Origin of the sequence: Mesorhizobium sp. B2-3-5 (assembly GCF_006442395.1) — a bacterium.
Taxonomy (GTDB): domain Bacteria; phylum Pseudomonadota; class Alphaproteobacteria; order Rhizobiales; family Rhizobiaceae; genus Mesorhizobium.
In genome coordinates, this window is the sequence record NZ_VFVX01000011.1 from 39378 (window position 1) to 64765 (window position 25388).

20 protein-coding genes and 1 tRNA gene are annotated in these 25388 nt (G+C 63.1%); 4 read left to right on the top strand and 17 right to left on the bottom strand.

Annotated features, from left to right (window positions below; genetic code table 11):
- Positions 1 to 146: 146 nt before the first annotated feature.
- The 11 genes from FJ958_RS15005 to FJ958_RS15060 all read right to left on the bottom strand — a co-directional run bounded on the left by FJ958_RS15005 (position 147) and on the right by FJ958_RS15060 (position 13779).
- Entirely contained in the window at positions 147 to 1220 is a 1074-nt protein-coding gene (locus FJ958_RS15005; RefSeq protein WP_140743860.1) for an adenylate/guanylate cyclase domain-containing protein, read from the bottom strand.
- A gap of 3 nt (positions 1221 to 1223) precedes the next feature.
- Positions 1224 to 1718, bottom strand: a complete 495-nt coding sequence (locus tag FJ958_RS15010) for a Rab family GTPase (RefSeq protein WP_140743862.1) — start codon at positions 1716 to 1718, stop codon at positions 1224 to 1226.
- A gap of 12 nt (positions 1719 to 1730) precedes the next feature.
- Complete coding sequence (locus FJ958_RS15015; protein ID WP_140743864.1) at positions 1731 to 4394, bottom strand: OmpA family protein; 2664 nt, start codon at positions 4392 to 4394, stop codon at positions 1731 to 1733.
- Positions 4395 to 4401: 7 nt separating this feature from the next.
- Positions 4402 to 5067 carry a hypothetical protein gene (locus tag FJ958_RS15020; RefSeq protein ID WP_140743866.1) on the bottom strand — a complete coding sequence of 222 codons (666 nt, stop codon included), beginning with the start codon at positions 5065 to 5067 and terminating at the stop codon, positions 4402 to 4404.
- A gap of 386 nt (positions 5068 to 5453) precedes the next feature.
- Complete coding sequence (locus FJ958_RS15025) at positions 5454 to 6434, bottom strand: 2-dehydropantoate 2-reductase (RefSeq protein ID WP_140743868.1); 981 nt, start codon at positions 6432 to 6434, stop codon at positions 5454 to 5456.
- A gap of 2 nt (positions 6435 to 6436) precedes the next feature.
- Positions 6437 to 7951, bottom strand: a complete 1515-nt coding sequence (locus tag FJ958_RS15030) for an acyl--CoA ligase (protein ID WP_140743870.1) — start codon at positions 7949 to 7951, stop codon at positions 6437 to 6439.
- A 274-nt stretch (positions 7952 to 8225) separates the two neighbouring features.
- Complete coding sequence (gene ggt, locus FJ958_RS15040; RefSeq protein WP_140743872.1) at positions 8226 to 9812, bottom strand: gamma-glutamyltransferase; 1587 nt, start codon at positions 9810 to 9812, stop codon at positions 8226 to 8228.
- 48 nt (positions 9813 to 9860) lie between these two features.
- Positions 9861 to 10655: an ABC transporter permease gene (locus tag FJ958_RS15045; protein ID WP_140743874.1), complete on the bottom strand. Its 795-nt coding sequence runs from the start codon at positions 10653 to 10655 to the stop codon at positions 9861 to 9863.
- Complete coding sequence (locus tag FJ958_RS15050; RefSeq protein ID WP_140743876.1) at positions 10652 to 11578, bottom strand: ABC transporter permease; 927 nt, start codon at positions 11576 to 11578, stop codon at positions 10652 to 10654. The genes FJ958_RS15045 and FJ958_RS15050 overlap by 4 nt, the downstream gene beginning before the upstream one ends.
- On the bottom strand, positions 11575 to 12660 hold the full coding sequence (locus FJ958_RS15055) for an ABC transporter ATP-binding protein (RefSeq protein WP_140743878.1): 1086 nt from the start codon (positions 12658 to 12660) through the stop codon (positions 11575 to 11577). The genes FJ958_RS15050 and FJ958_RS15055 overlap by 4 nt, the downstream gene beginning before the upstream one ends.
- Positions 12661 to 12738: 78 nt before the next feature.
- Positions 12739 to 13779: an ABC transporter substrate-binding protein gene (locus FJ958_RS15060; RefSeq protein WP_140743880.1), complete on the bottom strand. Its 1041-nt coding sequence runs from the start codon at positions 13777 to 13779 to the stop codon at positions 12739 to 12741.
- 225 nt (positions 13780 to 14004) lie between these two features.
- Between FJ958_RS15060 and FJ958_RS15065 the strand changes: the two genes are divergently transcribed.
- Positions 14005 to 14706, top strand: a complete 702-nt coding sequence (locus FJ958_RS15065) for a GntR family transcriptional regulator (RefSeq protein ID WP_181176401.1) — start codon at positions 14005 to 14007, stop codon at positions 14704 to 14706.
- 12 nt (positions 14707 to 14718) lie between these two features.
- Here the strand turns inward: FJ958_RS15065 and FJ958_RS15070 are convergent, their stop codons facing one another.
- On the bottom strand, positions 14719 to 15483 hold the full coding sequence (locus tag FJ958_RS15070; RefSeq protein WP_140743884.1) for an SDR family NAD(P)-dependent oxidoreductase: 765 nt from the start codon (positions 15481 to 15483) through the stop codon (positions 14719 to 14721).
- Here FJ958_RS15070 and FJ958_RS15075 point away from each other — a divergent pair.
- Positions 15379 to 16581 (top strand): hypothetical protein, encoded by a 1203-nt coding sequence (locus tag FJ958_RS15075; RefSeq protein WP_246679607.1) that lies wholly within the window; start codon positions 15379 to 15381, stop codon positions 16579 to 16581. The two genes, FJ958_RS15070 and FJ958_RS15075, sit on opposite strands and share 105 nt — an antisense overlap.
- A 48-nt stretch (positions 16582 to 16629) precedes the next feature.
- Here the strand turns inward: FJ958_RS15075 and FJ958_RS15080 are convergent, their stop codons facing one another.
- From FJ958_RS15080 to FJ958_RS15100, 5 genes are all read right to left on the bottom strand, one after another.
- Positions 16630 to 17733 carry a LysR substrate-binding domain-containing protein gene (locus FJ958_RS15080; protein ID WP_246679600.1) on the bottom strand — a complete coding sequence of 368 codons (1104 nt, stop codon included), beginning with the start codon at positions 17731 to 17733 and terminating at the stop codon, positions 16630 to 16632.
- Positions 17734 to 17839: 106 nt separating this feature from the next.
- Entirely contained in the window at positions 17840 to 19144 is a 1305-nt protein-coding gene (locus tag FJ958_RS15085) for an extracellular solute-binding protein (RefSeq protein ID WP_246679601.1), read from the bottom strand.
- Between the two features lie 22 nt (positions 19145 to 19166).
- Positions 19167 to 22550 carry an adenylate/guanylate cyclase domain-containing protein gene (locus FJ958_RS15090; protein WP_140743890.1) on the bottom strand — a complete coding sequence of 1128 codons (3384 nt, stop codon included), beginning with the start codon at positions 22548 to 22550 and terminating at the stop codon, positions 19167 to 19169.
- 219 nt (positions 22551 to 22769) lie between these two features.
- Positions 22770 to 22846: transfer RNA gene (locus tag FJ958_RS15095), tRNA-Arg, on the bottom strand.
- A gap of 258 nt (positions 22847 to 23104) precedes the next feature.
- A complete protein-coding gene (locus FJ958_RS15100; protein ID WP_140743892.1) occupies positions 23105 to 24592 on the bottom strand; it encodes a HAMP domain-containing sensor histidine kinase in 1488 nt (495 codons plus the stop codon).
- Positions 24593 to 24871: 279 nt separating this feature from the next.
- Between FJ958_RS15100 and rpmH the strand changes: the two genes are divergently transcribed.
- Both rpmH and rnpA read left to right on the top strand, forming a co-directional pair.
- Positions 24872 to 25006 (top strand): 50S ribosomal protein L34, encoded by a 135-nt coding sequence (rpmH, locus tag FJ958_RS15110; RefSeq protein WP_008833937.1) that lies wholly within the window; start codon positions 24872 to 24874, stop codon positions 25004 to 25006.
- Between the two features lie 14 nt (positions 25007 to 25020).
- Entirely contained in the window at positions 25021 to 25374 is a 354-nt protein-coding gene (rnpA, locus tag FJ958_RS15115) for a ribonuclease P protein component (protein ID WP_140609842.1), read from the top strand.
- The last annotated feature ends 14 nt before the right edge of the window (positions 25375 to 25388 follow it).

Sequence of the window (25388 nt, forward strand, 5' to 3'; positions counted from 1 at the left end):
CCGATGTCCTGAGTGCCCCAGGACGGACCTTTTGGCGGTCGCTCGGTGGTCGACTGCTTCTTGCACCTCTGCGGACATTCGACACGATGATGTTGGATTAGCTTGAGATGCAATGCGCTTCAGGGTCGGCACCGCCAAGCGGCAAATCAGGCCCGGAGCCGCCACATTCGCACACGACCTGTACCACGCAATTCCGTTTCCCCGAGTGGGTCGCAAGCAAAATTTGGTCCAAGCAGTTTGTGAGTTGCATCCGAAATACGTATCTCATCGGGCTCCGCGGACTTTTGAATACGTGCGGCGAGATTGACGGTGTCGCCCCACAGGTCATAGGCAAAGCGCCTGTTGCCTATGACGCCCGCCACGATTGGTCCTGAGTGGATTCCAATTCTCAGTCTCAGCGGTTCTCCCGCGAAGCGTTCGCGCCTACCCACCTCCCGCAGTTCAAGTGCATAGTGCGCAAGGGCTTCTGCATGATCGGACCGCGCGACGGGCAGGCCGGCCACCACCATCACACAGTCGCCGATTGTCTTGATCTTTTCGCAGCCGTATTCTTCTGAGAGCAGATCCGCCGCCTTGAAGAAGTAGTTCAAGATCGCGAGCGTCGTCACGGCTCCAACGCTCAGCGCTCTTTCCGTAAAACCGACGATGTCGGCGAAAAGCACACTCACCTCCGCATGGTTGTCCGCAATTTGTTCTTGCGCCTTTAACCGCTGCGCGATCGACGCCGGAAGAATGTTGAGGAGAAGGGTTTCGGCGCGCTGGTATTCACGCGACAATCCCTCCTGGCTCTCCCTCAGTGCCTCGTTCGTCGATTGCAGTTTCTCGTTGAGTTGACGCTCCCTCTCTTGCAGGAGCGTCATTTCATAAGCCTTCTGTTGAAGTCGCTGCCTGTTGTCGCGTTCGGCAGTGGCGTCAAGAAAGAGCAGCCACACGCAGGCATTGTCAGCAGCAAAAAGATGAAGGTCCGCGACACGCCCGCTGGGCAGTTCCACCATGGCCATATGATATGGAAGCTCGGGGCAAGGCAGCAAACCTTCCATGAAGTCAAGCTGATCGGCAACAGGCTTGCCAGTGCGAAGCGATGAGAGTCCGTAATGTTTAACGTTGCCGCCCTTCGCGGCTATGCAAAGCTGGGCGTCAATTTTCAGATATGCGACAGCGTGCTCATTGTAGAAGAAATTGAAAATCCAGCTTCTGACTTCTCTTGGCAATCCATGCATGATCTATTTGGCGACCATCGAGGCAAGCTGGCGAAACGCATCTTCGACATATGCACCCGAAAGCGCACTTGTCAGATAGATTTGCCATCCAAGCTGCCTCAGTTCGTCGATCTCACCATCCGGTATCGCCCATCGATCGGCGAGATCGGATTTGTTGAACAGCAATACGAACGGCATAGCGCCGAATTCGGCCTCGACCCGCTCGCGCAGCGTGAGCGCCACGGCCAGAGTAGCGGGCCGGGTTCCATCGACGACGAGCACGAGCCCGGTCGCTCCTCGCACATAGCTGACGCGGAATGAGCCGATATCGTCTTCGCCGGCCAGATCCCACAAAATCAGATCCACGGTTTTATCCGGAAACGCGACACTCTTCTTGTCGATTTTCACCCCAACCGTGGTCAGGTAGGTTTCCGAGAAGATGCTTTGGACGAACCTGCGCACCAGGCTCGTCTTGCCGACAGCAAACCCGCCCAACATGCATATCTTTTTTTGCAGCATCCCGGGCTCCGACTACTCCAGGTTTACCGTAACCGAAACCCGGCGATTGGTGGAGTTCCCAGTTCGACTATTTTCATTTTCGGGCACCGCTGGCTCAAAGGTGCCGGCGCCCCGAACCAGCAGCAGTTCCGGAGCGACGCCGCGCTTGTTGAGAAGCGCGCGAACTGTCTCGGCGCGGGCGGCACTGATCGACGCGTTGGCCGTCTCACGGCCCGTTGTGTCTGAATGGCCGGTCAACATGAACCGCGCTGTCACGCCTGCCTTGCGGGCATTTTCGGCGAATTCCTTCAATTGATCAGCCAATCTGTCGAGCACCGGCGACTGCTCCGGTCCCGGGACAACTCTACCGGAAGAGAAGAAAATATCGGTCGTCTGGATGGCCTCTCTCAAATGATTAAGTTCTGCAAGGTTCAGCTCGCGCAGCTGCGAGACGTCCAGAACCACTCCGTCCGCCGAAAGTTGTTCGGCGGCGGCCTGTGCCCGGCTGATCCAGCCGGCAGGAGCCTCCCCCACGACTAGGATGCGACCTTGGATGATCGAAAGCTGAACCGATTTCGGCGGGGACAGCGACGCCGTCAGCCGCTTCACCACGAACTTTGGATCAAGGCTCTGAAAGAATTGCCACTGTGAATGAACGCGGGCAGGATCAACCTGCGTTCCGGACAGCAGAGCTTTCGGGTCGGCGGCAAGCGGGTCTCTCAGGCCGGAAATGTAGAATTGGCCTCCCCTCTCCGTTTGTTGGGCGACGATGATTCCCGGTTGGGCCTCGAGTCGCGACACATAATACTGCCAGTGCTCCGCCTCGCGTGCTTCGGGGCTCACATCACGAACCTTGGAGATGTCGAATTCCGGTCCGCCTGCCGAAAGCAGTCGGGCCGCGGCGCGCGCTCGATCTATCCAGGTGTCGGGAGCCTCACCCTCGGCAACGATGTGATTGTCGACGATCGAAAGCCGAACCGATTTCAGCGGGTACAGCGACGCCGTCAGCCGCTTCAACACGAACTCCGGTTCAAGGCTTTGATAGAATTGCCACTGCGAATGGACCCTGCCGGGATCGACCTGCGTTCCCGACAGCAGCGACTGCGGGTCGGCGGCAAGCGGGTCTCGCAGGCCGGCAATATAGAATTGGCCATCGCGGATCTTTTGTTCGGCAACGATGATGCCCGGCTGGGTCCCCAGTCGCGACACATAGGCCTGCCAGTGCTCTGCCGCGCGTGCTTCGGGGCTCACATCACGGACCCTGGAGATATCGAATACCGGTCCGCCTGCAGAAAGCTGCTGGGCGGCGGCCTGCGCCCGGCTGATCCACGTGGCGTTAGCCTCGCCCTCGGCAACGATGCGATCCTTGACGACCGAGAGTCGCACCGAATCCGGCGGAGCCAGCGATGCCGTCAGCCGCTTCAACACGAACTCCGGCTCAAGGCTCTGATAGAATTGCCAGTTCGCATGAACGCGCGCGGGATCGACCTGCGTTCCGGACAACAGCGACTGCGGGTCGGCGGCAAGCGGGTCTCTCAGGCCGGCAATATAGAATTGGCCATCGCGCGCCGTTTGTTCGGCAACGATGATGCCAGGCTGGGTCTCCAGTCGCGATAAATAGGTCTGCCAGCGCTGCCCGGATTGCCAGGAAAGAAAGAACCAAATGCCCGTCGGAATCAAAACCAGCAGGACCGCGGCCACCACCAGCCACGGAAATCCCTCGTTTGATTCCTCGTGCTTCAGTTCAACACAGGTTTGCAACTGCGTCTCTACGCCGGCCAGTTGCGAACTGTCGCCGTCGAACTGCTCCAAAGCCTGTGAGTATTCATCATGGATGCGGAGCAATACGTCGCGAATTATTTCGTGTAGTTCTTCCGGCGGATTGCCCCTGATCACCGAAACCAGTGTCGCAAACGGTCCAACCTCCGACCAGAGACGAAGCTCCCCAAAACGGATAGTGTCCAGGCCGCTCTGCTCTTTCTCGTTAAATGAGTCCCTTACAAAATCTTGAATCGCGCTGAGCATCGAAGAAATGAGCTGAGGGTCTTCGCTCGTAGCATTTTCGGCAGTTACATGTGCAATCAAAAGCCCGGAACTGCGGTTGATGAGAAAGACATGTTCAACACGATAGACAAGAGAATGGTTAAGAACAACTTCTGAGAAGCTTGCGCCCGTTCTACAAGCTTCAAACCTCCACTTAAGTCCATGCCAGGTAAATATATGTCTTAAAGATTCATTCAGCGACTGAAAGGTCTGGTCGATCTTTTCGCCGATCGACTTGCGAATAGCCGGCAGAAACACCGGGTACAGTATATCCGTCAGCGTGCGCGGGTTCTTCTGGATGGACCTTTGCGCGGCCCTCTCGACAATCGGCGCGAATGCCTCGCCGAGTTGCGCATGAGACGCACGTGCGGCTGCATCGGGGAGAACGCTCCCCACTGCTGCCGCAAGCTGCTCAGGTTCGTCAAGCAGGTGCGCAACTCTTGAAAGCTCCGAAATTTCGCGGCCGACCAGCAGCTGGCGAAGCGTTTCCATGCGATGATCGGCGGTTGGAATTCCGTCGAAAAGCGCACCGTGGTCCGGATCAACGTTCCGGGCAATTTCGACCAAAAGCCGAGCCAGAGCCTCGCGATCAATCTCGGTATCGTTCGCAGCGGCTCTTTCAGAAGGGTTGATTGGGTCGACGGTCGACCTCAAGTTCCGATCAACTCACTTTCCAGCTGCGTTCCGAGTTGCCCTTGCTGCCGATGGGATCCTGATTCAGACACTTCGCAACCTCGATAAACAGGCCAGCCAAAAGATTTCGGTCGGTCTTGACGTTGCTGAGATCGGAAAAGAATTTCTCCATTAGCATCTGAACGCTTTCATTCTTCTGCTTGATTTCCTCACGCAGCGAATGGTCGCTTCGATTTATCCGATCCGAAACTTCGCGCTCAAGCTCGCTCAATTGATCCGACAACGAGCGCACCTGCTTTTCAAGTGCCTGATTTTGCTCGCGAAGATTCCGGTCAATCTCCTTGTCGGCATCGGCTCGTGCGTCTTTTTCGTTGCGCAATTGCCCCGCAAGTGAATCGACCTGCTTCTTTGCATTTGACTCGTACATCTCAAGATTGCGCTTGGCCTCGGATTCGACATCCTTGAAGCGCTGCAAGAACCGTTCTTCAAGCTTGGAAAAGCGGCGGTCATAGTCCTGCATCTGGTTGCCGAACAGCAGATCACGTATCTTGTCGACACCTACAGCCTCGCCGGAGACCCCGCTCTCGCGAACCTGGGCCGCCATGAAATTCAGCCCGTTTTCGGCTGCATTACCTATCAGATTTGCGTCCGCTTTATTTGCCGAAGAAGCGGCATTCGAAGAGTCCTTAGCCATCCTCACGCCCAATCGCCAGAGTGCAAAACTCGGAGAATAGGAAATTATGTCAGACAAATACCCTGCCCGCAAGCCGGAATCCCCTTGGCTCAAGCCGATTCTTGCGTTCCTTTTTCGTCTCTTGGACTAGAAACAAATGCACGAGTTCCGATTGGTGTCGCTCTTGTACCTCCTTTGATAGCGGCCACAGCCGGATGCCCGCTTTTGGTGAATCGACGGCACGGTAGGAATGACCGCCATTGAAGGCGCATTGCTGCCATTCGTAGCGCGGACATTAAGATTACGATGGGTGAAACGCGGTTATAGAGAGCGGATGCCTTAGATCAACAGTCAACCGCCGCGTCTCGCTGAGTAAGGACATAGTCGCGACGCCCAGACTTTTACCATCACCCATAGCACCCCCGCTCCACCGCCAGCCTTCTCACCAGCGCCAGCACCCCATCGATGGCCGGCGTCGGCGTCCCCGTCAGCCGTCCAAGCTCCCGCACGGCGCCCACCAGCGCGTCAATCTCCATCGGGCGGCCGCGTTCCAGATCCTGCAGCATCGAGGTCTTGTGCTCGCCGACATCGCCGGCGCCCTTGATGCGGCGGTCGACCCCTATGGCGAAGCGCACGCCGAGGCTTTCGCCGATCGCCTGCGCTTCCAGCATCATGGTGCGGGCAAGCTGGCGGGTGCCTTCGTCGGCGACGATCGCGGCAAGCGTGCTGCCGGTCAACGCCGAGATCGGGTTGAAGGAGAGGTTGCCCCACAGCTTCACCCAGATCTCCGAGCGTATGTCGTCGCGCACCGGCGCCTGCAGGCCGGCCTTGACCATCTCCTGCGCCAATGCCGTCACCCGCTCGCTGCGCTCGCCGGAGGGTTCGCCGAGCGAGAAGCGCTTGCCCTCGACATGGCGGATGAGGCCGGGCGCATCGACCTCGACGGCGGGGTAGACGACCGAGCCGATGACGCGCTCCGGCCCGATCCGCTGCCAGATCGCGCCGCCCGGATCGACTGCGCCCAGCCTTGTGCCTTCGAGCGGCCCGCCGATTTTGTGAAAGTACCACCACGGCACGCCGTTCTGCATGGTGACGACCGATGTGTTGTCCCCGAGCAGCGGTGCGATCTGGTCCAGCGCCGGGGTGAGCGAGTGCGCCTTCAGCGCCAGCACCACGTAATCCTGCACGCCGAGTTCCTCGGCCCTGGCGGCAGCGCGCATGGGCGCGACCGTCTCTTTTTCGTCCTCGATCAGGCGCAGGCCGTCTGCCTTGATCGCTTCGAGATGGGCGCCGCGCGCCACGATCGACAGATCGGTGCGGCCGGCGATCGCCAGCTTGGCGGCGAGATAGCCGCCGATCGCACCGGCGCCGAAAATGGTGATCTTCATGGTCAAAGCCCGAGTTTGGCGGCAAGGCCGATGCGCTGCAGCTTGCCGGTCGCGCCCTTGGGGATCTCCTCCAGGATCAGCACCTTGCGCGGCACCTTGAAGTCGGCCAGCCGCGTAGCGGCATGGCTGCGGATATCGCTCTCAGTGGCGCTCATGCCTTCGCGCAGAACAACTGCCGCCGCCACCTCCTCGCCGAGCTTGTCGTGCGGCATGGCGAAGGTGACCACCTGCGCCACCGCCGGATGGTCCATCAGCACGTCGTCGACCTCGAGCGGCGAGATCTTTTCGCCGCCGCGATTGATGATCTCCTTCAGCCGGCCGGTGACCCGGAGATAGCCGTCCGCGTCGAGCACGCCCTGGTCGCCGGTATGGAACCAGCCATGCGCGAAGGCCGTCGCATTGGCGTCCGGGTTCTTCTCGTAGCCGGCCGTCACGTTGGGCCCGCGAATGACGATCTCGCCGGTCTCGCCGGCTTCGAGCAGCCGTCCGTCCGGCGCCATCACCGCCACATCGGGTCCGGCCGATGCGCCGACACTGCCCGGCTTACGCAGGCCGGGCGGCAGCCGGTTCGAGGCCATCTGGTGGGCGGCCTCGGTCATCCCGTAGGATTCGATCACCGGACAGCCGAAGGTGGTCTCCAGTTCGGCCATCACCCGCGCCGGCAGCGATGCCGAGGACGAGCGGATGAAGCGCAGACGCGCCGCCGCCAGCACCTCCCCATTGCGCGCCGCGCGCGGCAGGATCGCCTGATGCATGGTCGGCACCGCCGTGTACCAGCTGGGTCTGGCGTCGCCCAGCCACTGGAAGAAGCGCAGCGCGTTGAAACCCGGCGTGCAGTAAATGCTGCCGCCCGAAGCCAGCGACGACAGCACCGCCGCGATCAGCCCATGGATGTGGAACAGCGGCATGATGTTGAGACAGCGGTCATCAGCCGTCAGGCCGAGCGTTGCGCCGATATGGGAGGCGGAAGCCGCGATATTGGCGTGGCTGAGCGGCACCAGCTTGGGCCGCGACGTGGTGCCCGACGTGTGCAGCAGAAGCGCGACATCGCCATCCCCGGCCATGTCGGGCGCCGCCTGCGGGCCGACCGCCGCGCCCTCGATGGTGAAGCTGCCGGCGGGAGTGCCAGGCTGCACGACAAGCCGCAGCACGCCGATGCCGAGCCGTTCGGCGACCGTCACGGCCGGCCCGGCCTCGGTCTCCGCGACAAGGATCGCCTTGGCGCCGATGTCGGTGAGGTAGAAATCAAGCTCGTCCGCCTGGTAGGCGGGATTGAGCGGTGCTGTCGAGGCGGCGGCCGCCACGGCGACGAAGGCTGTCGCCATCTCCGGCCCGTTCGGCAGGACAATCGCCACCCGGTCGTTGCGGCCGATGCCGAGCGCATGCAGCCGGCTGGCCGTGGCCGCGATCAGCGCGCGCAGGCCGCCATGGGTCAGCGTCGACCTGTTCGGCGCCAGGATGGCCGGAGCGTCGTCGGCGCCGGCAACGAGGCGGCGGGAGAGGTTTGTGTGGGTCATGGTCACCGGCTATGTTTCAAACGACGGGTTGTGAGGAGTCCAGTTGACGATCGAGAATCCAGCAATCGCTTCAGAGCGCTTGTCGAAGTCGGCGCCGCCCCTCATCCGCCTGCCGGCACCTTCTCCCCGTATAATCACAGGGAGAAGAGAGATAGCCGCCGACGTTGCGGCCAGCCCTTTCTCCCCGTCCCTATACGGGGAGAAATGCCCGGCAGGGCAATGAGGGGCGGCGCCAGCGTCCGGAAATTGTCCGCCGTCCCTGCGCCAATCACCCTCAATAGCCAAGCGCCAAACCATCCTTGCGCGGATCCGACGCGCCGGTCAGCGTTCCCTTTTCCCAGTCGATCAGCACCACTTGGCCGCCGCCGAGCGGGTGGGGCGGCTCCATGACCTCATGGCCGCGCCGGCGCAGTCCCGCAACCGCCTCGGCGGGCACGCTGCGCTCGGCCTCCACCACACCATCATTGTAGAACACCCGTGGCGCATCCACCGCCTGCTGCGGATCCATGCCGAAATCGACCATATTGGTCAAAAGATGGACATGGCCGAACGGCTGGTAGCCGCCGCCCATCACGCCGAACGGCATCACCACGCGGCCATTCCGGGTCGCCATGCCGGGCATGATCGTGTGCATCGGCCGCTTGCCGGGCGCGATCGCGTTGGGATGCGCCGGGTCGAGGCGGAAGCTCGAGCCACGGTTCTGCAGCACCACGCCGGTCTTCGGGCCGACGACGCCGCTGCCGAAGGAATAATAGGTCGAGTTGATGAAGGAGACCGCGTTGCGGTCGCGGTCGACGATCGAGATGTAGACGGTGTCGCTGCCCGGCAGGTCGACGCGCGGCGGATGCGTCATGGCGCGCTCGCTGTCGATCTCGGCCCGCAGCCGGTCGGCATAGGCGGCGGACAGAAGCTGCTCCACCGGTACCGTCACATGGTCCTGATCGCCCAGAAAAGTGTCGCGGTCCTGGTAGGCCAACCGCCCGGCCTCGATCTCCAGATGCAGGCGTTCGGCGCCATTGGGATCGAGCCCGCCAAGCTTGAACCCTGACAGCACGTTCAGCATCAAGAGCGCCGTCAGCCCCTGGTTGTTCGGCGGCATCTGGTGGATGTCATAGCCGCCATAGGAGGTGCTGACCGGCGCCACATAGTCGCCTTTGGTCGCGGCGAAATCCTGATGCGAATGAAGCCCGCCCAGTTCATTGAGCCGGCGCACCATGTCGTCGGCGACGGCGCCTTCGTAGAATCCGGCGCGGCCATGCTTGGCGATCACCCGCAACGTGGCGGCGAGTTCCGGCTGGCGATGGACATCGCCGGCTTCCGGCGCCTTGCCGCCCGGCAGGAAGATGCGCGATGCATGCTCATCCGCCGACAGGTCGGTCTCCGGCTCGGCCCAGTCGAAGGCGACGCGGTCGTGCACGACATAGCCATTCTCGGCATAGTGGATGGCCGGCGCCAGCACTTCGGCGATGCCCTTGCGGCCATGGTCCTCCAGCAGCCGGCACCAGGCGTCGATGGCGCCCGGTACTGTCACCGCATGCGGGCCTTGCTTCGGCAACTCGCCAAAACCCTTCTCCAGATACCAGTCGACGGTCGCGCCCGCCGGCGCGCGGCCGGAGCCGTTGAAGGCCAGCACATTGCCTTGTCCGGCCGGACAGTAGAGCACGAAACAATCGCCGCCGATGCCGGTCGATTGCGGCTCGACCACGCCTTGCACGGCGGCCGCGCAGACCGCCGCGTCCATGGCGTTGCCGCCGGCGCGCAGCATGTCGATGGCGGCAAGCGTCGCCAGCGGGTGCGAGGTGGCGGCCATGGCCTCGGTGGCACGAACCGGCGAGCGGCCTGGGAACTGGAAGTCGCGCATTCTATCTGGATATCCCCTGGTCACTTGAAGCGAATTGGTCCGATGAAATCAAGAACGGCGGCCGAAGACCTGCGCGATTGCCAAAAGCACGACCGACAGCACGATCAGGCAGGTGGAGATGGCGGCGATTGTCGGGTCGATCTGATCACGCAACGCGTTGAACATGCGGCGCGTCAACGTCGTCGTCTCGCCGCCCGAAATGAACAGCGAAACCACCACCTCGTCGAAGGAGGTGATGAAGGCGAACAGCGCGCCCGAGACGATCGAGAAGCGGATCTGCGGCATGGTCACCTGCCAGAACGCCGCGATGCGCCCGGCGCCCAGGCTGCGCGCCACCCGCTCCTGGTTCATGTCGTAGGACCGCAGTCCGGACAGCACGGTCAGCACCACAAGCGGCAAGGCTTGCACCGTGTGCGCGATGACCAGGCCGGTCAGCGTGTTGTTGAGCCCGATGCGGGCATAGAGGAAAAAGGTGCCGATGCCGATCAGGATCACCGGGATGATCAGCGACGCCGTGAGCAGCCCGTTGATGGTGCCATTGAAGCGCAGCGTGCCCCGGTTGATGGCATAGGCGGCTGCGGTGCCGAGCGGCGTCGCCACCAGAACGGTCATGAGTGCCACCTTCACCGAAACCATCGTGGCGTCGCGCCATTCCAGCGACTGGAAATAGGTCTGGTACCAGCGCAGCGACCATTGCCGTGGCGGAAACTGCAGCAGAGTCGAATCCGAGAACGACATGATGACGATGATGACCGACGGCGCGATCAGGAACAAAAGCACAAGGCCGCTCAGCGCATAAAGCCACAGGCGTTGCCAGTGCGAAATCGGCAGGCTCCCGTTCATCGCGAACTCCATACGCCGGTGGTGCGCGCGCCGAGCAGCCACCGGAACAGGCCGAGCAGTGCCAGCGTGACGACCAGCAGCACCACGCCGAGCGCGGCGCCGGCACCCCAGTTGGAATAGAGGCTGGTGGTCTGTTCCATGCGCATCGCCCACATGACCACCTTGCCACCGCCCATCAGCGCCGGGGTAACGAAGAAGCCGAGACACAGCACGAAGACGATGACCACGCCGGAGGCGAGGCCGGGCAGCGACAACGGAAAGAATATCTGCCGGAAGGTGGCGACGGGGCCGGCGCCGAGGTTCATGCCTGCGCGCAGGCAGTCGGCGTCGATGGTCTTCATCGAGGCGTAGAGCGGCAGGATGAGGAACGGCAGGAGGATGTGCGTCATGCCGACGACGACGCCCGACAGGTTGTTGGCGAGCGACAGCGGCTGGCTGATGACGCCAAGGTCGATCAGCCAGCTGTTGACTAGGCCCTTGCGCTGCAGGATCACCAGCCAGGCATAGGTGCGCACCAGCACCGATGTCCAGAACGGCAGGATGACAAAGACCAGGCAGATCGACGCCGCCCGGCGCGGCAGTTGCGACAGCATGTAGGCCAGCGGATAGCCAAGCAGCACGCAGGCGCCGGTAACGAGGAACGCGACCTTGAAGGTGGTGATAAAGGTCTTGATGTACGAAGCCTGCTCGAAGAAGCGCGCATAATTGGCGGCGCTCAAGGCGCCGGTCTCGTTGAACAGCGATAGCCAGAACAGCCAGCCGATCGGCACGACGATGATGGCGAAGACGAGGAAGAGACTGGGCGACAGCAGCGCCAGCAGCCGCAGCGACTCGCGCCGCGCGTCGGCGCGCAACGCCTGCGCATTCAGGTGCTCGCCGACGCCGCCGGCAGTCTCCTCGAGGAGGGCGGATTGCGCGCTCATCCCTCTGACGCCACCAGGATCGTGTCCTGCGCCTCGAGGCCGAGGCGGATCGGCTGGCCAGGCGCCGGCAACCGCGCCAGCACATCACCGCGGCAATAGTCGCGCAACGTCAGCTGGCGGCCATCGCGCAGTGAGACGTAGCAGACGAAACTGTCGCCCTGATAGATAACGTCAGCGACCGTGGCATCGAAGACATTGATCCCGTTCGACGGCTCCGTTGGAGTGACCAACCGCAGCTTTTCCGGCCGCACCACCATCAGGTGCCGGCCCGCGGCCGGGGCCGGCGTTGCTGTGTGGATGCGTCTGTCCTCGTACCAGACCGCCCCGTCGTGGCATTCGACGGGCATGAAATTCGATTCGCCGATGAAGCCGGCTACGAATTGCGTCTTCGGCGCGGCGTAGAGCGTTTCGGGTTTGTCGAGTTGTTCGATGCGGCCGGCATTCATCACCGCGATGCGGTCCGACATGGTGATGGCTTCGCGCTGGTCGTGCGTGACATAGACCGTCGTCATGCCAAGCCGCCGGTGCAGGGCGCGCAGTTCGATCTGCATGTGCTCCCGCAAGCCCTTGTCGAGCGCCGACAAGGGTTCGTCCATCAGCACGATGCGCGGCTCGAAGACGATGGCGCGCGCCAGCGCTACGCGCTGGCGCTGGCCGCCGGAAAGCTGGTCGACCCGCCGTTCGCCCAGGCCCTGCAGCTTCACCAGCTCCAGCGCCTTTTCGACACGCTGCGCCGTCTCGGCCGTCGCCACGCCACGCTGCTTCAGCGGAAAGGCGATGTTGTGGAAGACATTCATATGCGGGAACAGCGCATAATTCTGGAACACCATGCCGATGTTACGCTTGTGCGGCGGCGTGGTGATGATCTCGTCGTCGCCCACCTTGATGGAACCGGCATTGGCCCTGATGAAACCGGCCAGGATCATCAGCAGCGTCGTCTTTCCCGATCCGGAAGGACCAAGCAGCGTCAGGAATTCGCCGGCCGCGACATCGAGGTTCAGATCACGCAGCACCGAGACGGAGCCAAATCGTTTCTCGATCGCGCGCATGCCGATCGGCAGCGCGGATGGCGCAATGGACAAGATCACTTTCTCCCTAGCCGGCAAACATAAGACGACGGAGGCAGGGCGACACCGGTGCCGCCCTGCCGCATCAGCAGCCTATTGCTGGATCAGATTGTTGAACTTCTCCGTCGCCTCGACCAGATTGTCGCGCCAGAACCCGGCGTCCTCCAGCACCTGCTTCTTGACGTTTTCGGGCGACGAGTTGATGTCCTTGATGCGCTCCTGTGGGATCTTGCCGGTCTCGAAGGCCTTCTCGTTGACCGGCCCATTGTCGACATAGAGCGGCAGATTGGCCTGCAATTGCGGGCTGACGAACATGGCCAGCGCCTTCATGGCGGCTTCCTTGTTCTTGGCGCCCTTGGGGATCACCATGCAGTCGGCCGTGAGCACACCCTGGTCGAAGGAGAAGGAGACCGGCGCGCCTTCCTTCTTCAGTGTGCCGGCGCGGCCGTTCCAGATGCTCGCCATGTCGACTTCGCCGTCCTTGACCAGTTGCATGGCCTGCGCGCCCGACGTCCACCAGGCGTCGACATGGCCGCGGATCTTGTCGACCGATTTCAGCGCCCCGTTGATGTCGACGGGATAGACCTTGTCGATCGGCAGGCCGGAGGCGAGAGCGGCGACGCTCAACGTCTCCGTCGCCTGGCTGCTGCTCAGCGCGCGCCGCCCCGGAAATTTTTCCACGTTCCAGAAATCCGCCCACGTCTTCGGGCCTTTGTCGCCGAAGACGTCGGTGCGGTAGATCAGCACGACGGAGGTGTAGGAGATGCCGACCCAGTCGTCATGGACAAGCTTCGGGTTGATGCCGCTCTTGTCGATAATGCCGTAATCGAGCTTTTCGAACAGCCCTTCCTTCGAGCCGCGCGCGCATTCGTCGGCGCCGAGTTCGGTGATGTCCCACTTCACCGCGTTGCCGGTTACTTGCAGTCGCACGTCGTCAAGGCCGTTGGTGGTGTCTTCCTTGATGGTGATGCCGAGCGCGTCGGCGGTCGGCTTGAAGAACGCCTTTGTCTGCGCCTCCTGATAGGTGCCGCCCCATGAGGCGACGGTGATCGTGTCGGCGGCGACGGCGGGCACTGCCACGGAGGCTGCGAGGCCGGCTATGGCAAAGGCTTTAAAGCTGCTGGTCCTGTTCATTTCGGTTCTCCAACCGGTGTTCCCATTTATTTTTGATTTGGCATGCGATTTTGTATACAATTTTGAATGTAGCCGAGGGATCGGTGTTGTCAACACCGGCCGGCGCGATCTATTCGAGCCGGACAAGCCTGTGAGAGACGCCACCACCCGCGTGGCAAATTGGACCGACAACGACTACAAACGGGGCAATGTCCGGCCTGAGTGCTGGAGGACTGGAAGCGGATCTTGGCCAAGGAAACGAAAAACACGCTGCGCGACTCGGTCTACACCTCCCTCAAGGCGATGATCGTGACCGGCCAGATTCCGCCGGGCGCCCGCGTCACCGAGAGCGACATCGCGGCGAAGCTCAATGTCAGCCGCACGCCGGTGCGCGAGGCCTTCAACCGGCTGGAGCGCGACGGGCTTGTCACCGGCCGGCCGCGCCAGGGCTATGCCGTCACCGAGTTCGACATCAACATGTTCCGCGAGGCCTTCGACATCCGCGAACTGCTCGACGGCCATGCCACGGAACTCGCGGCCGTCGCCGCGACCGAGAAGGACATGGCGCGGCTGCGTGCCATGCTGGCCGAATGCGAGCGGCTTGCCGCCATTCCCGATCGCACCACAAAAGAAAAATTCCAGGAGCTGGAGGTCGGCATCGACCTGCACCGCGTCATCGCGCAGATCAGCGGCAACGCCATGCTGCACGGCATGCTGTGCGGCATCCTCGACAAGTGCCAGCACTATGTCTGGACCGAACTGTTGTGGCTCGACGAATGGAAGATCGCCCGCGACGAGCATGCCGAGATCGTCGAGGCCATCTGCGCCGGCGACGCCGGCCGGGCCGGCATGCTGGCGCGCGCCCATGTGCGCGGCTCGCGCGAGAACGTGTTGCGCCTGCTGCAGGCCAAGTCCGATTACCAGAGCTTTCTCGCCAAGGCGTCCTGAGCGGGCGCGCCGTCAGCCCTTGCGTTCCTGAAGGCTGTTGCCGCCGTCAACCACCAGCACGGCGCCATTGACATAGCTGGCGCCCTCCGATGCCAGGAACACGACCGCCGCGGCCACTTCATCCGGCCGGCCGGCCCGCGCCGGCGGCGTATGCAGGGCCGCTGTCAGCTCCACCGCGCTCGACGCGCCGGTTTCGATCCAGCCGGGCGCGACCGCGTTGACGGTGATGCCGTCCTTTGCCATTTCCAGCGCCAGTGCGCGTGTCAGGCCGACCATGCCGGCCTTGGCCGCGGAATAGGCTGATGTGCCTTCGAAAGACACGATCGGCCCGGTGACCGACGCCACATTGACGACGCGTCCGTAGCCCGCTTCGACCATCGCCGGCAGAAACGCCCTTGTGACGAGGAACGCGGTCTTCAGGCTGACGTCGATTCCTTGATCCCAGTCGGCCTCGGTCATCGAGACAAACGCCTTGTCGGCCGAGGGCGATGCCAGCGAGCCCATGCCGGCATTGTTGACCAGGATATCGACCGTTCCGGCGGCCACCCGCAGCCGCGTGACATCGGCAGCCAGGGTGAGATCGGCAACCGCGGCAGTGGCATCGAGGCCTTCGCCGCGAAGCTCCGCGGCGCGATCCATCACACGTGCACTGGCCCCGGTCAGGAAAACGGCGTGCCCGGCTTTGCCGAGGTGGCGGGCGATGGCGAAGCCGATTCCGTCCGCCGCTCCCGCGCCGGTAATCAAGGCGCGTCTGATCTTGCTGGTGGTCGCGGCCATGCGGGCTCCTTAGGGCTGGCATCATTTTCGATTGGATTGGTTTGCCGGTTTACCGGCGCGCCCGCAATCCGACGTAACAAGAATGTTGGCGCAAGAGAGCGCAACCCGAACGGGTCTGTCCGGCGCCAACGGGTCCGCGCCCTTCGTGCGAAGGACGACATTTCTGACATGCCGGGGAAACGCAACAACCGAGGCAGCGGTTGCAATCATCTCTTCGATGATTGGGGAAGGCTGCATAAGCTGAAGCTTATGGACTCCTCCGGCGATTCGAGCAAAGGTCAGAGCGCGGCGCTGCTGCCGGGGCCGGAAATGAGCGACAGTTTCGGATACATCGCGTTCGGCGATGACGAGCTATACGCGCGCGGCGCGCTCTTCAGCGCGCTGAGGCTGCTGCACTATTGCCCGGACGCGAAGGTCACTGTCCTCACCGACAGACCGCACATTTTCGACGGCTATCCCATCGGGACGATGGAGCTTACGGCGCGCCGGATGGCCGAGATGTCATTTGGCGGCCGATACCGCTTCGGCATCAAGGCCGCCGGCATCATCGATCTGCTGGGGGCCTGCGAGCGCCTGTTCCTCATGGACACGGACATGTATCCGATTGGCGACATTTCGGGCTGTTTCGGCCAGATTTCCCCCTCACATTCCGTCATGAACAGGTGCGAGGGCCGGCCAAAGGCCCCCTACCGTGCCCTCGAAGGCAGACATTTCATGCTTGGCGAGAAAATGCTGACCGGAAGCGAGCCGATGTGGAGCAGCGGGGTCCTGGGTGTCCACAATGCCGCCCTTCCCGCACTGAGCGACGCCTATCATGCAATCGAGCAACTGATCGGCGTCGTAAGGGCGCATACGCCGGAACAATTTTGCATTGGTGTCGCGTTGGCCAGGGATGGATGCAGGATAACGCCGCACCGGCTGCCGATCCGAAACTACACCACCAGGGGACAGAAGCTCTTTGCCCGGCGACGGCTCGAAGCCTTCTTTGCCGGCTATGGCCACCTAGGCGTGGGCCAGCAGATCGAGCAGGCCTCCAGATACAGGCTCTGGCGGGCGCCGATGGATATCTGGAAGCAGCGCGACATCTGGCATTTCTGATGCCGGTCGTCCGGAAGTGGCTCCGGGAGGACGGTCACAGGCAAGCACTCAAGTAACGGTTCTCATCCATGCCAGGAATGACTCTATGATGGTGGATCGCGGACTGTGATGCATCCAGACGACATAAAAGCTGTAGCCCGGCAAGGACAATGGATGCGCCTTGACGAGCGAGCCGTTCTCCAGTTCACGGCCGACCACAACGTCACTGCAGATCGCGATGCCTTGCCCGGCGACGACCGCATCGATCGCGTGCAGTTCCTCGCGGAAGCTCAAATCCCAGGCTTTGTCCGGGACCAGATCCGGATCGATCGAACGGGCCGTCGCCAGCCACCGGAGCCAGGTGGGAGCGTCCGGATCCCGGTTCATCCAGTCAAAATGGATCAGGGGATATCGCAGGAGATCGGCGGCACGCTCGATCGCCCGTCCATCGCTCGCCAACAATCGGGGACTGCAGATGGGAAAGAAGGAATCGCGGCACACTTCCTGAGCGGCAACGCCCAAAGGCGGGCGGCGCGTGTAGCGGATCGCAACATCGGCGGCGCCGGCACGAAGGTCGAGTACCGCGTCCGTCCCGATGATCTCCAGTGGCACGGCCGGGTTGGCCTCTCGCCATTTCGGCAACCGGGGCACCAGCCATCGGCTTGCGAAAGCGTTCGGGCTCGTCACCCGCAATGGCGATTGAACATCCGGCTCGGCGACTGCGGCAAGAGAGCCTGCGAGAAGATCAAAGCCGTTGCGAAGGATAGGAAACAGTCGCGCTCCCGCACTCGTCAGCACGAGCGGACGCGGCCGGCGCTGGAACAGCTTGCGGCCGCATATTTCTTCCAACGAGCGGATCTGATGGCTGATCGCCGTCGGCGTCACGCCGAGCTCCGCTGCTGCCGCCTTGAAGCTGCCGTGCCGGGCGGCGGCCTCGAAGGCGTGCAAGGCGCGGAGCGGCGGACAGTTTCTCATGCCGGCAAGCCAGAACCGCCGCGAACCCTCGTTTCGCGTCAAGCTTGAAATCGGCGGCGTTCGGAGTTCTGTGTTGAATGGCGCGCCGGAGGAGATGAAACTGGGCACCGCTATGTCATTGTTGTGCCTATTGATTTCTAAAATCGTGCTTGGAGCACAGGTCTGCTTGGCGCCATCAGCGGATGTGCGTTCGCCCAACTCGTAAGACTGTTTTCTACGCTAGAGTCAGACATTCGCAAGCGCGGCTCGATTGGCAGGCCCAGGCCGCACGCGCCTTGCGACGCAATTTTGCGATCAAGGGCGTCTATTTGCAGCCGTTTTCGGCGATCGTCATCTTCCAGTCGGCCGCGATCCCGTCGAGCGTCTCCTTTGCCGATCCCCCATCCTTGAGCAGGTAGGGTGCCAGACGTGCGTTCATCTGATCGACGAGCTTGGCGTAGTAGGGTTCTGCCCAGAAGTCCTTCACCACGAAGAGGCTCTGATAAAACGCTTCATTGTACGGCGTAGCGTTGCGGAACTTCTCCGACTCCAGAATGTGGGCGTCGGCGGTATAGCCGCCAAGGTCCGCCCATTTCTGCTGCGTGTCGTCGCGAGCGAGCCATTCAAGGAACTTCCTGGCTTCCGCCTGTTTGCGCGAATAAGAGACGATCGAGATACCTTGGCCCCCCAGCGCCGTGAATCGATCCCCGCCCGGTCCAGCCGGGCTGGCGAAGAATCCAGTAACGGAGGCGTTCGGATTTATCGCTGGATTCGCCAGCGCCGGAAAGAAGGCGAAGAAGTTCATACTCATTGCCGCCAGCCCCCCGGTGATCGCCAGGTCTTCCTCTCGATTGGTGGTATTACCCCAGTCCGGCGGCGTGAAGGAATAGAGTTCCTTGTAAGCCTCAAGCGCCTTGATGGCTTGCTGCGAGTTAACGATGCCTTCGACCGCACAAGTGCTGTAGTTCCCGAGCTCGCCGCCATAGCTGAACAATTCGGACATGAAGCCCATGATCAGCCCGTCGCCGTGCTGCTCTGTATAGATCGCGACACCATAGCGCGGTGGGTTGGCGTGCGGTCGGTAGAAGAACTCGGCGATGTCGCGCAGCTGCATCCAGGTTTTCGGCGGGGCGAGGTCGTAGCCGTACTTCTCTTTGAAGGCCTTCATTTCGGCGGGATCCTCGAACCAATCCTTGCGGTAGGCCCAGCCGACCGCGTCGGCCTCGAGCGGAACGGCCCAGTAGCGTCCGCTGCCCCTTGGATATTCGGAATAATAAGTCATCGACGCCGGGGTCATGACCTTGGTCAGATCGCTCTCCTTCACGAGATCGGTCAGCTCGGCGTAGTGACCCTCCGTGGCGCCGGCTCCAAGCCATTGCGAATCGCCGACGACCATGTCGTAGGAATCAGAGTGGGCATTGAACTCCATGAATGCCTTGTCTTGGAAACCGGGCCAGTTCACGGTCTCGACCGTGACCTTGACCCCGGTCTTCTTCTCATACTCGTTGGCGAGCTCCTGCAGATAGTTGGCCGGATCCCATTCTGCCCACAGGATCGTGAGTTCGGTTGTCGAGGCAGCCTGGCCACCAGGCGGCAGCAGTGCAACGCCCGCCAGCATGCCGATCCACATTCGTTTGAGCATGGCATCCTCCCTAGGGCACCGCGGTCGCTCCTTGCGGAAGCCGTTGCAGCAGGCGGCCGGCCTCCATCAGGTCAGGCGTGTCGAGGCCTTCGTTGAATGCCGCATAGACCGGTGCGAGCAACTCTCGCGCCTCCTTGCGGCGGCCGTGGTTGGCCCAAAGCCCCGCGAGGCGAAAGGCGGCCCTCAACTCGGCCAGTATCGCGCCCTGCTCGCGGGCGGCGGCCAGAGATTGCCGCAAAGGGTCTTCGGCGGCGTCGCCGCGCGGGTCCAGCCGTGACAGCAACTCTCCTTTCGCACTCAACAGCTCGGGCAGCTGATATGTGGAGCCTGATTTGGCGAGCGTGTCGAACGCCTGCTCCAGAACGGCCAGCCCCTCGCTTGCCTCGCCGCGCTCGCCGCAGGCCCGCGCGAGCGCGCACAGATAAGCGGCCATTCCCATGTCGGCGCCGGTCGCGGCCATCGCCGCGATCCCATCACGCATCTCGCCAATCCCATCGTCCAACGCACCCAGGCCGGCAAGCGCCCAGCCGAAGAAGGCGCGGGCCTGCCCCAGCAGCAGCGGGAGGGCGAACTCGGTGCACACCGCAATGGCTTTTTCGGTCCAGCCTCGCGCCTCTCCGGGCTCTCGCCGCAGGAGGTGGACAACGCCGAGGGCCATCTGTGCCTGGGCCAAGCTAAGGGGATGCGAGTCGCGCCGGGCCAGAGCGACGGCTTCCCTTGCCTGCCGGATCGCCTTGTCAGGCTTGCCGCATATGCAGAGCATCTGCGCGTGGAACGACCTGCAGCAGACGCCAGGATCGTGCCCGGTATAGCCCCACGCAAGGTGGCGGTGCCTCTCGTAGTCGTAGGTTTCGAGGCCATATCTGACAAACGATTCAACGGACTCGTACCTGCCGAGATAAAAATTGACGCCCCAGAGCTGATGGTGTGCCTCCAGCAGGTACTCAGAATCGCCGGATGCCTCGGCAAGCTCCATCCCGAGCGTCTTGCACTGCATGGCAAGAGCTTCGGCGGCGCGCAGGTCGCCCGAGATGGTGCGGCAGCCGCTCTCGCCGCGCACCGCTGCGAACAGCTTGACTTTATCGCCGAGCCGCGCGGCAAGTTCCCGCGCGGTCGAAAATGCCTGCAGGGGTTCCGGGGCGGCCCAACCTTTGGCGGGGACAAGAGCCGAGCCCATCGCCGTCCACAGTGAAACTTCCTGCCCGAGCCGGGTCTCGGAAGCGGGCAGCGACGCGGCAAGCTCGAGCCCCTTGGCGAAGTGAGCTGCGGCCTCGCGGTTGGCAGACCTTGCCATCGCGCGCTGCCCCGCCCGCAGCCACCATGGCACGCCCTCGCCCGCCAGTCCGGCCAGCGTGTAATGCTGCGCGACGGTTTCGGGTTCGGCTTCGGTGATTTCGGCGAACTCGGCTTCGAGCGCCGCGGCGATCCTGCCATGGATTTGCTGGCGCCGGCTCTTCAGCAGGCTCTGGTAGGCGGTGTCGCGCACCAGCGCATGCTTGAACGTATAGGTCGCCTCCGGCGCGATGCCGCTGCGAAACACCAGCTCGGCCTGTTCGAGCTGGTGGAGCGCATCGTCGAGCCGCGCCTGGTCCGTACCGCTCACCGCAGCGAGCAGCCGGTGGCCGAAGATGCGCCCGATGCAGGCGCCGATCTGGGCCGTCTCCTTGACCGGCGACAGCCGGTCGAGGCGCGCCATCAGCGAGTCCTGCAGGGTCGAGGGAATTGCCAGGTTGGGCAGCGACCCGATCGCGAGATAGCGCCCATCGGCCTCAAGCAGTAGCCCGGAATCGAGAACCGTCCGCGTCAGCTCCTCGACGAACAGCGGTACACCTTCCGTGTTGGCCAGGATCCGGTCGGCAATATCGGGCGGCAGTTTTTTGTTGCCTGCAACGCGCTCTATGATCGCTATGCCGTGTTTCTGTTCGAGCCGTCCGAGCCGCACGATCTCCACAGACGATAGCGCCGTCCAGCGCGGCTCGAATTCCGGTCGCGCCGTCACCACCAGCAAGGCGCGCAGGCCGGCGAGCCGCTCAACCAGCATTCCGAGCCACTCTGCCGTCGTCGGGTCTATCCAGTGGGTGTCTTCGACCAGCACAAGCGCCGGCCTATTCGCCGCCGACGCCTCGACCAGCCGTATCAACGCCGCCAGCGTGCGCGCCCTGAGTGTCGGCGCGGGCAGTCTGGGCGGCTGGTAGCGTCCGCCTGGGTCGATCGACAATAGGATCGCCAGCAGCGGCAGCGCCTCGTCCGTCTCCATAGGGAGCCTGGCGAGCAGTGCCCTGAGTTTGTCGAACTTGCTATCGGCACTGTCGTCACTGACGAGACCCCCCGCTCGCTCGAGATGCGCTATGAGAGGATGCAGCGCGCTGTTCGTATGATAGGCGGAGCAGAAGAAGCGCAGCTCGGCATGCGGTTCGGCGGCAACCCGCTCCGCGAGCGCGGCAATCAGGCGCGACTTGCCGATGCCCGCCTCGCCGCCGAGCAGCACGACCCGACCCTCTGCCGCTGTCGCGCGGTGCCAGCGTTCGAGCAGGCGTGCCAGCTCACGGTCCCGCCCGACCAGAGGTGCAAGCACGGCGTGCCGCGCTTCGAACCGGCTTTCGGCGGCTGTTTCGCCGACGACGCGCCGACACCGCACCGGAGCGGCAAAGCCCTTCAAAAGGCGCTCACCGAGGTCAGCTGTCACGAACAGCCCCGCGACCAGCTTTTGCGTAGTGTCGGCGATGATGACCGCGCCTGGCTCTGCGAGTGCCTGCAGCCGGGCTGCGAGGTTGGGCGTGTCTCCGACAACGGCTTCCTCTTGTGCAGCGCCTTCGCCGACCAGATCGCCGACGACCACCAGTCCCGTGGCGATGCCGACGCGCGCCGCTAGCGGCTTGCCGCCGGGCGCGGCCAGCCGGCCGGTGGCGGAAACAGCGGCGAGGCCGCCTCGCACCGCGCGCTCGGCGTCATCCTCGTGCGCCTGTGGCCAGCCGAAATAGGCGAGCACGCCGTCGCCCATCAGCTTGGCGACGCGCCCGTCGTAGCGAGCGATCTCCCGCGCAACCACCTGCTGATAGGCGAGAATGACCTCGCGCATGTCTTCCGGGTCGAGCGCCTGCGCAAGCTCGGTCGAGCCAACGAGGTCGACGAACATCACAGTGAGTTGCCGTCGCTCTGCACGAGAATCCGAGGAGGCGGGCGGCGGCTGGGCCGTTGTTGGCCGGGTCGGACTCTCGGCGAGGGCCGCAATGGCGCTGAGCAACTTGCGCCGATGGCCAATCGACGTGACCCCGAGCGCCGTCAGGTCGTCGGCGGTCAAGCTCGGGAGCACCTCTTCATCGATATCTTGGCTGCCGAAGGCGTCGGCATACTCGCCGAGGCCGAGGCTCACCAGCCATGCTCGAATATCCACGTGCCCACTCCCAGGCGGTGGTGGCTTTGCCCGAGCACTATATCGCAAACACTAAGTAGGGTCGCGCCTCTTATGCGAGGAGCAGTGTCAGCTTTGGGTCGCCCACAAGTCAGTCGAGTTGGGCCGTCCAGGCGTCTTCTTCGGGCCGGAAGCAGGCGCAGGTGCCCAGTTTTGTTCCAGTGCTGGGGAAAATGTCGCGCCAAATCAGTATGTCACGAATGGCGCGCCCGAAGAGATTCGAACTCCTGACCCCCAGATTCGTAGTCTGGTGCTCTATCCAGCTGAGCTACGGGCGCGCAACAGGCCGTGTTTTCAACGGCCCGCGATCCGATCCGAAAGACCGGCCGCGAATGTGTGCAGTTCCCTAACGACTGAAATCGCGAAAAGCAAGCCGATCCGGCAAAAGTTTTGTCGTGGTCCTGTCATCCGGTGACGACGGTCCCGATTCCCGGGCTTCGAAGCTGCCGGGAGCCGGTCTGGTTTCAAGCTCGGAGGAAAGAAGCTTCAGCGAAAGTGTCACGTCCGACGCGCCTCGGAAAGACAGCGCGCAAGCGTCACGCCGGGCGGCGCAGGCTGCCTCGGGCCTGGTCGAGCCGCACCGGCTGATCGGGGATGGTCACGGCGAAAGTGGTGCGCCCGCCAATGCTCTCGACCAGCTCCACCGTGCCGCCATGCGCCCGGATCAGTTCGTGCGCGATCGCCAGGCCAAGGCCGGTTCCGCCGCTGCGCGCCGAGCCGCGGAACGCCGCGAACAGGTTCTCGCGCGCTTTCGGCGGCAGGCCGGGGCCGGTGTCGGTGACGGCGATGCGGCTGACGCTGCCTATGCGCTCGGCCGACACGGCCAGCCGCCGCACGACGGCGCTCTCGGTGTCGGACGCCATCGCCTGCACCGAGTTGCGGCACAGATTGGTCAGCACCCGGAACAACTGGTCGGAATCGGCGTCCACCTCGAACGCCGTCTCGACGGCGTTGATGAACTCGATGCCCTGTTCGATGTCGAGCAGGCCGTGCACGTCCTCGACCAGCTGGCGCAGCCTCACCCGGCGGCGCGAAGGTGGCGGCTCCTGCGTGCGGCCATAGGCCAGCACGCCTTCCGAATAGGAGACGGCCCGGTCGAGCGTGCGCAGAAGCTTCGGCGCGAAGGCCTGCACGGTCGGATCCTTGACTTGGCGCAGGCGGTCCGAAATCAGTTGCGCCGAGGACAGGATGTTGCGCATGTCGTGGTTGATCTTCGACACGGCAAGGCCAAGGTCGGCCAGGTGCTTCTGTTCGGAAAGCATTTTCTGCAGCCGTATCTGCATCTGCGACAGCTCGCGTTCGGCGACGCCGATTTCGTCGGCGCGGTCGGCGGGATGGATGATGCGCGCAGGGTCGTCAGGGGCCTCGGAGAAGGTCAGCATCGAGCGCGTCATCGTGCGGATCGGCCCGATCATGATCAGGTCGATCGCGGCATAGACCAGCATGGCCGTGAACAGCGAGATCAGCAGCGAGACGAAGGCGACGTTGCGCGAATAGATCAGCATGGCCTTGCGCAGACTGTAGTCCGGCATGATCAGCTCGAATTCCTTGTCGCTCTCGCCGACCGGCCCGAAGACACGTAGCATGCGGTCGCCGCCGAAGAACAGCGTGTCGAGCGCGCCGGTCATGCCCTTGATCATGCCGACATTGGCGAGGTCGATATGGGAATCGACCTGCGGCGGCATGTCGGCCACCACCAGAAGCCGCGAGACGCCGCCATCGCGCACCGCGATCGCCTTGGCGCCGATCGCCATCAGCACGTCATTCTGGGCCGCGCGCGACAAGGAGGTCGATTCGCCCTGCACCAGCACGATCGATACGGCGGCGGCCGTGCTCAGCCGCTCCTTGAGCCAACTCAACCGGTAGCTGGCGATCCAGGGCAGGAAGATGAGCACTTCGGCCAGCAGCACGAAAACGATCGTCAGCAGCAGCAGCTTTGTCGACAGTCCGCGCGACAGCGGTACCGTGCGGACGGCGGCTGGCGCCGTTCCGGTCCCTTCACCCGCTTGGCTGGTTTCGCTCATGCGACTCTGTCTTCACAATCACTTGATCAGCCAAGATTAGGCGATTACGGCTTTTTTGCCAATTTTATCCTTGGTCGGAACATTAAATTTGCGCCAGATGGCCTGCCGCCCTGGCGAGACGACGCCGGATTGACTTTAAAAACCCTTCTTTCTATAAGCCCGCTCACGCTCGGGCCATTCGTCCCGGCGCGGTTTCGATCGCGCCAAAACCGGCCCGGCAAAGCTCCTGTTACAAAGTGACAGAATCAAGAAGGGCCGCACCCCGCGGTATTAAAACAAATGAAGCGTACCTACCAACCGTCCAAACTCGTCCGCAAACGTCGGCACGGCTTCCGTGCCCGCATGGCCACCAAGGGTGGTCGTGGCGTCGTCGCGGCTCGCCGCAACCGCGGCCGCAAGCGGCTCAGCGCCTAAGCGAGACGAGATCGTTGCCCGCAACCGGCAAGCCAGTGGGGCAAAATCCCAAGCGGCTTCTGAAACGCGCGGAATTCCTGGCCGTCCGCCGTGGTGAAAAGCGCCGCGGGCGGTTTTTCCTCGTCGAGGTCCTCGACCGCGACGACGGTGGGATGCCGCGTGTCGGCTACACCGTCACCAAAAAGGTCGGCAAAGCCGTTGTGCGCAACCGCATCAGGCGGCGGCTGAAAGAAGCCGTCCGCGTCCACGCGGCCGATGACATGATGCCCGGCAATGATTATGTCATCGTCGGGCGCGATGATGCGCTGCGCGCCCCCTTCGGCCAGTTGAAGGCCGAACTCTCCCGCCGACTTCGCGGAACACGATAGGCCAAGGGCTCTCG

Coding starts and splice junctions, on each gene's coding strand:
- FJ958_RS15025 (WP_140743868.1), bottom strand. CDS start 6,434: ATGAAGATCACCATTTTCGGCGCCGGTGCGATCGGCGGCTATCTCGCC.
- FJ958_RS15030 (WP_140743870.1), bottom strand. CDS start 7,951: ATGACCCACACAAACCTCTCCCGCCGCCTCGTTGCCGGCGCCGACGAC.
- FJ958_RS15045 (WP_140743874.1), bottom strand. CDS start 10,655: ATGAACGGGAGCCTGCCGATTTCGCACTGGCAACGCCTGTGGCTTTAT.
- FJ958_RS15060 (WP_140743880.1), bottom strand. CDS start 13,779: ATGAACAGGACCAGCAGCTTTAAAGCCTTTGCCATAGCCGGCCTCGCA.
- FJ958_RS15005 (WP_140743860.1), bottom strand. CDS start 1,220: ATGCATGGATTGCCAAGAGAAGTCAGAAGCTGGATTTTCAATTTCTTC.
- ggt (WP_140743872.1), bottom strand. CDS start 9,812: ATGCGCGACTTCCAGTTCCCAGGCCGCTCGCCGGTTCGTGCCACCGAG.
- rpmH (WP_008833937.1), top strand. CDS start 24,872: ATGAAGCGTACCTACCAACCGTCCAAACTCGTCCGCAAACGTCGGCAC.
- FJ958_RS15070 (WP_140743884.1), bottom strand. CDS start 15,483: ATGGCCGCGACCACCAGCAAGATCAGACGCGCCTTGATTACCGGCGCG.
- FJ958_RS15050 (WP_140743876.1), bottom strand. CDS start 11,578: ATGAGCGCGCAATCCGCCCTCCTCGAGGAGACTGCCGGCGGCGTCGGC.
- FJ958_RS15085 (WP_246679601.1), bottom strand. CDS start 19,144: ATGTGGATCGGCATGCTGGCGGGCGTTGCACTGCTGCCGCCTGGTGGC.
- FJ958_RS15020 (WP_140743866.1), bottom strand. CDS start 5,067: ATGGCTAAGGACTCTTCGAATGCCGCTTCTTCGGCAAATAAAGCGGAC.
- FJ958_RS15100 (WP_140743892.1), bottom strand. CDS start 24,592: ATGAGCGAAACCAGCCAAGCGGGTGAAGGGACCGGAACGGCGCCAGCC.
- FJ958_RS15010 (WP_140743862.1), bottom strand. CDS start 1,718: ATGCTGCAAAAAAAGATATGCATGTTGGGCGGGTTTGCTGTCGGCAAG.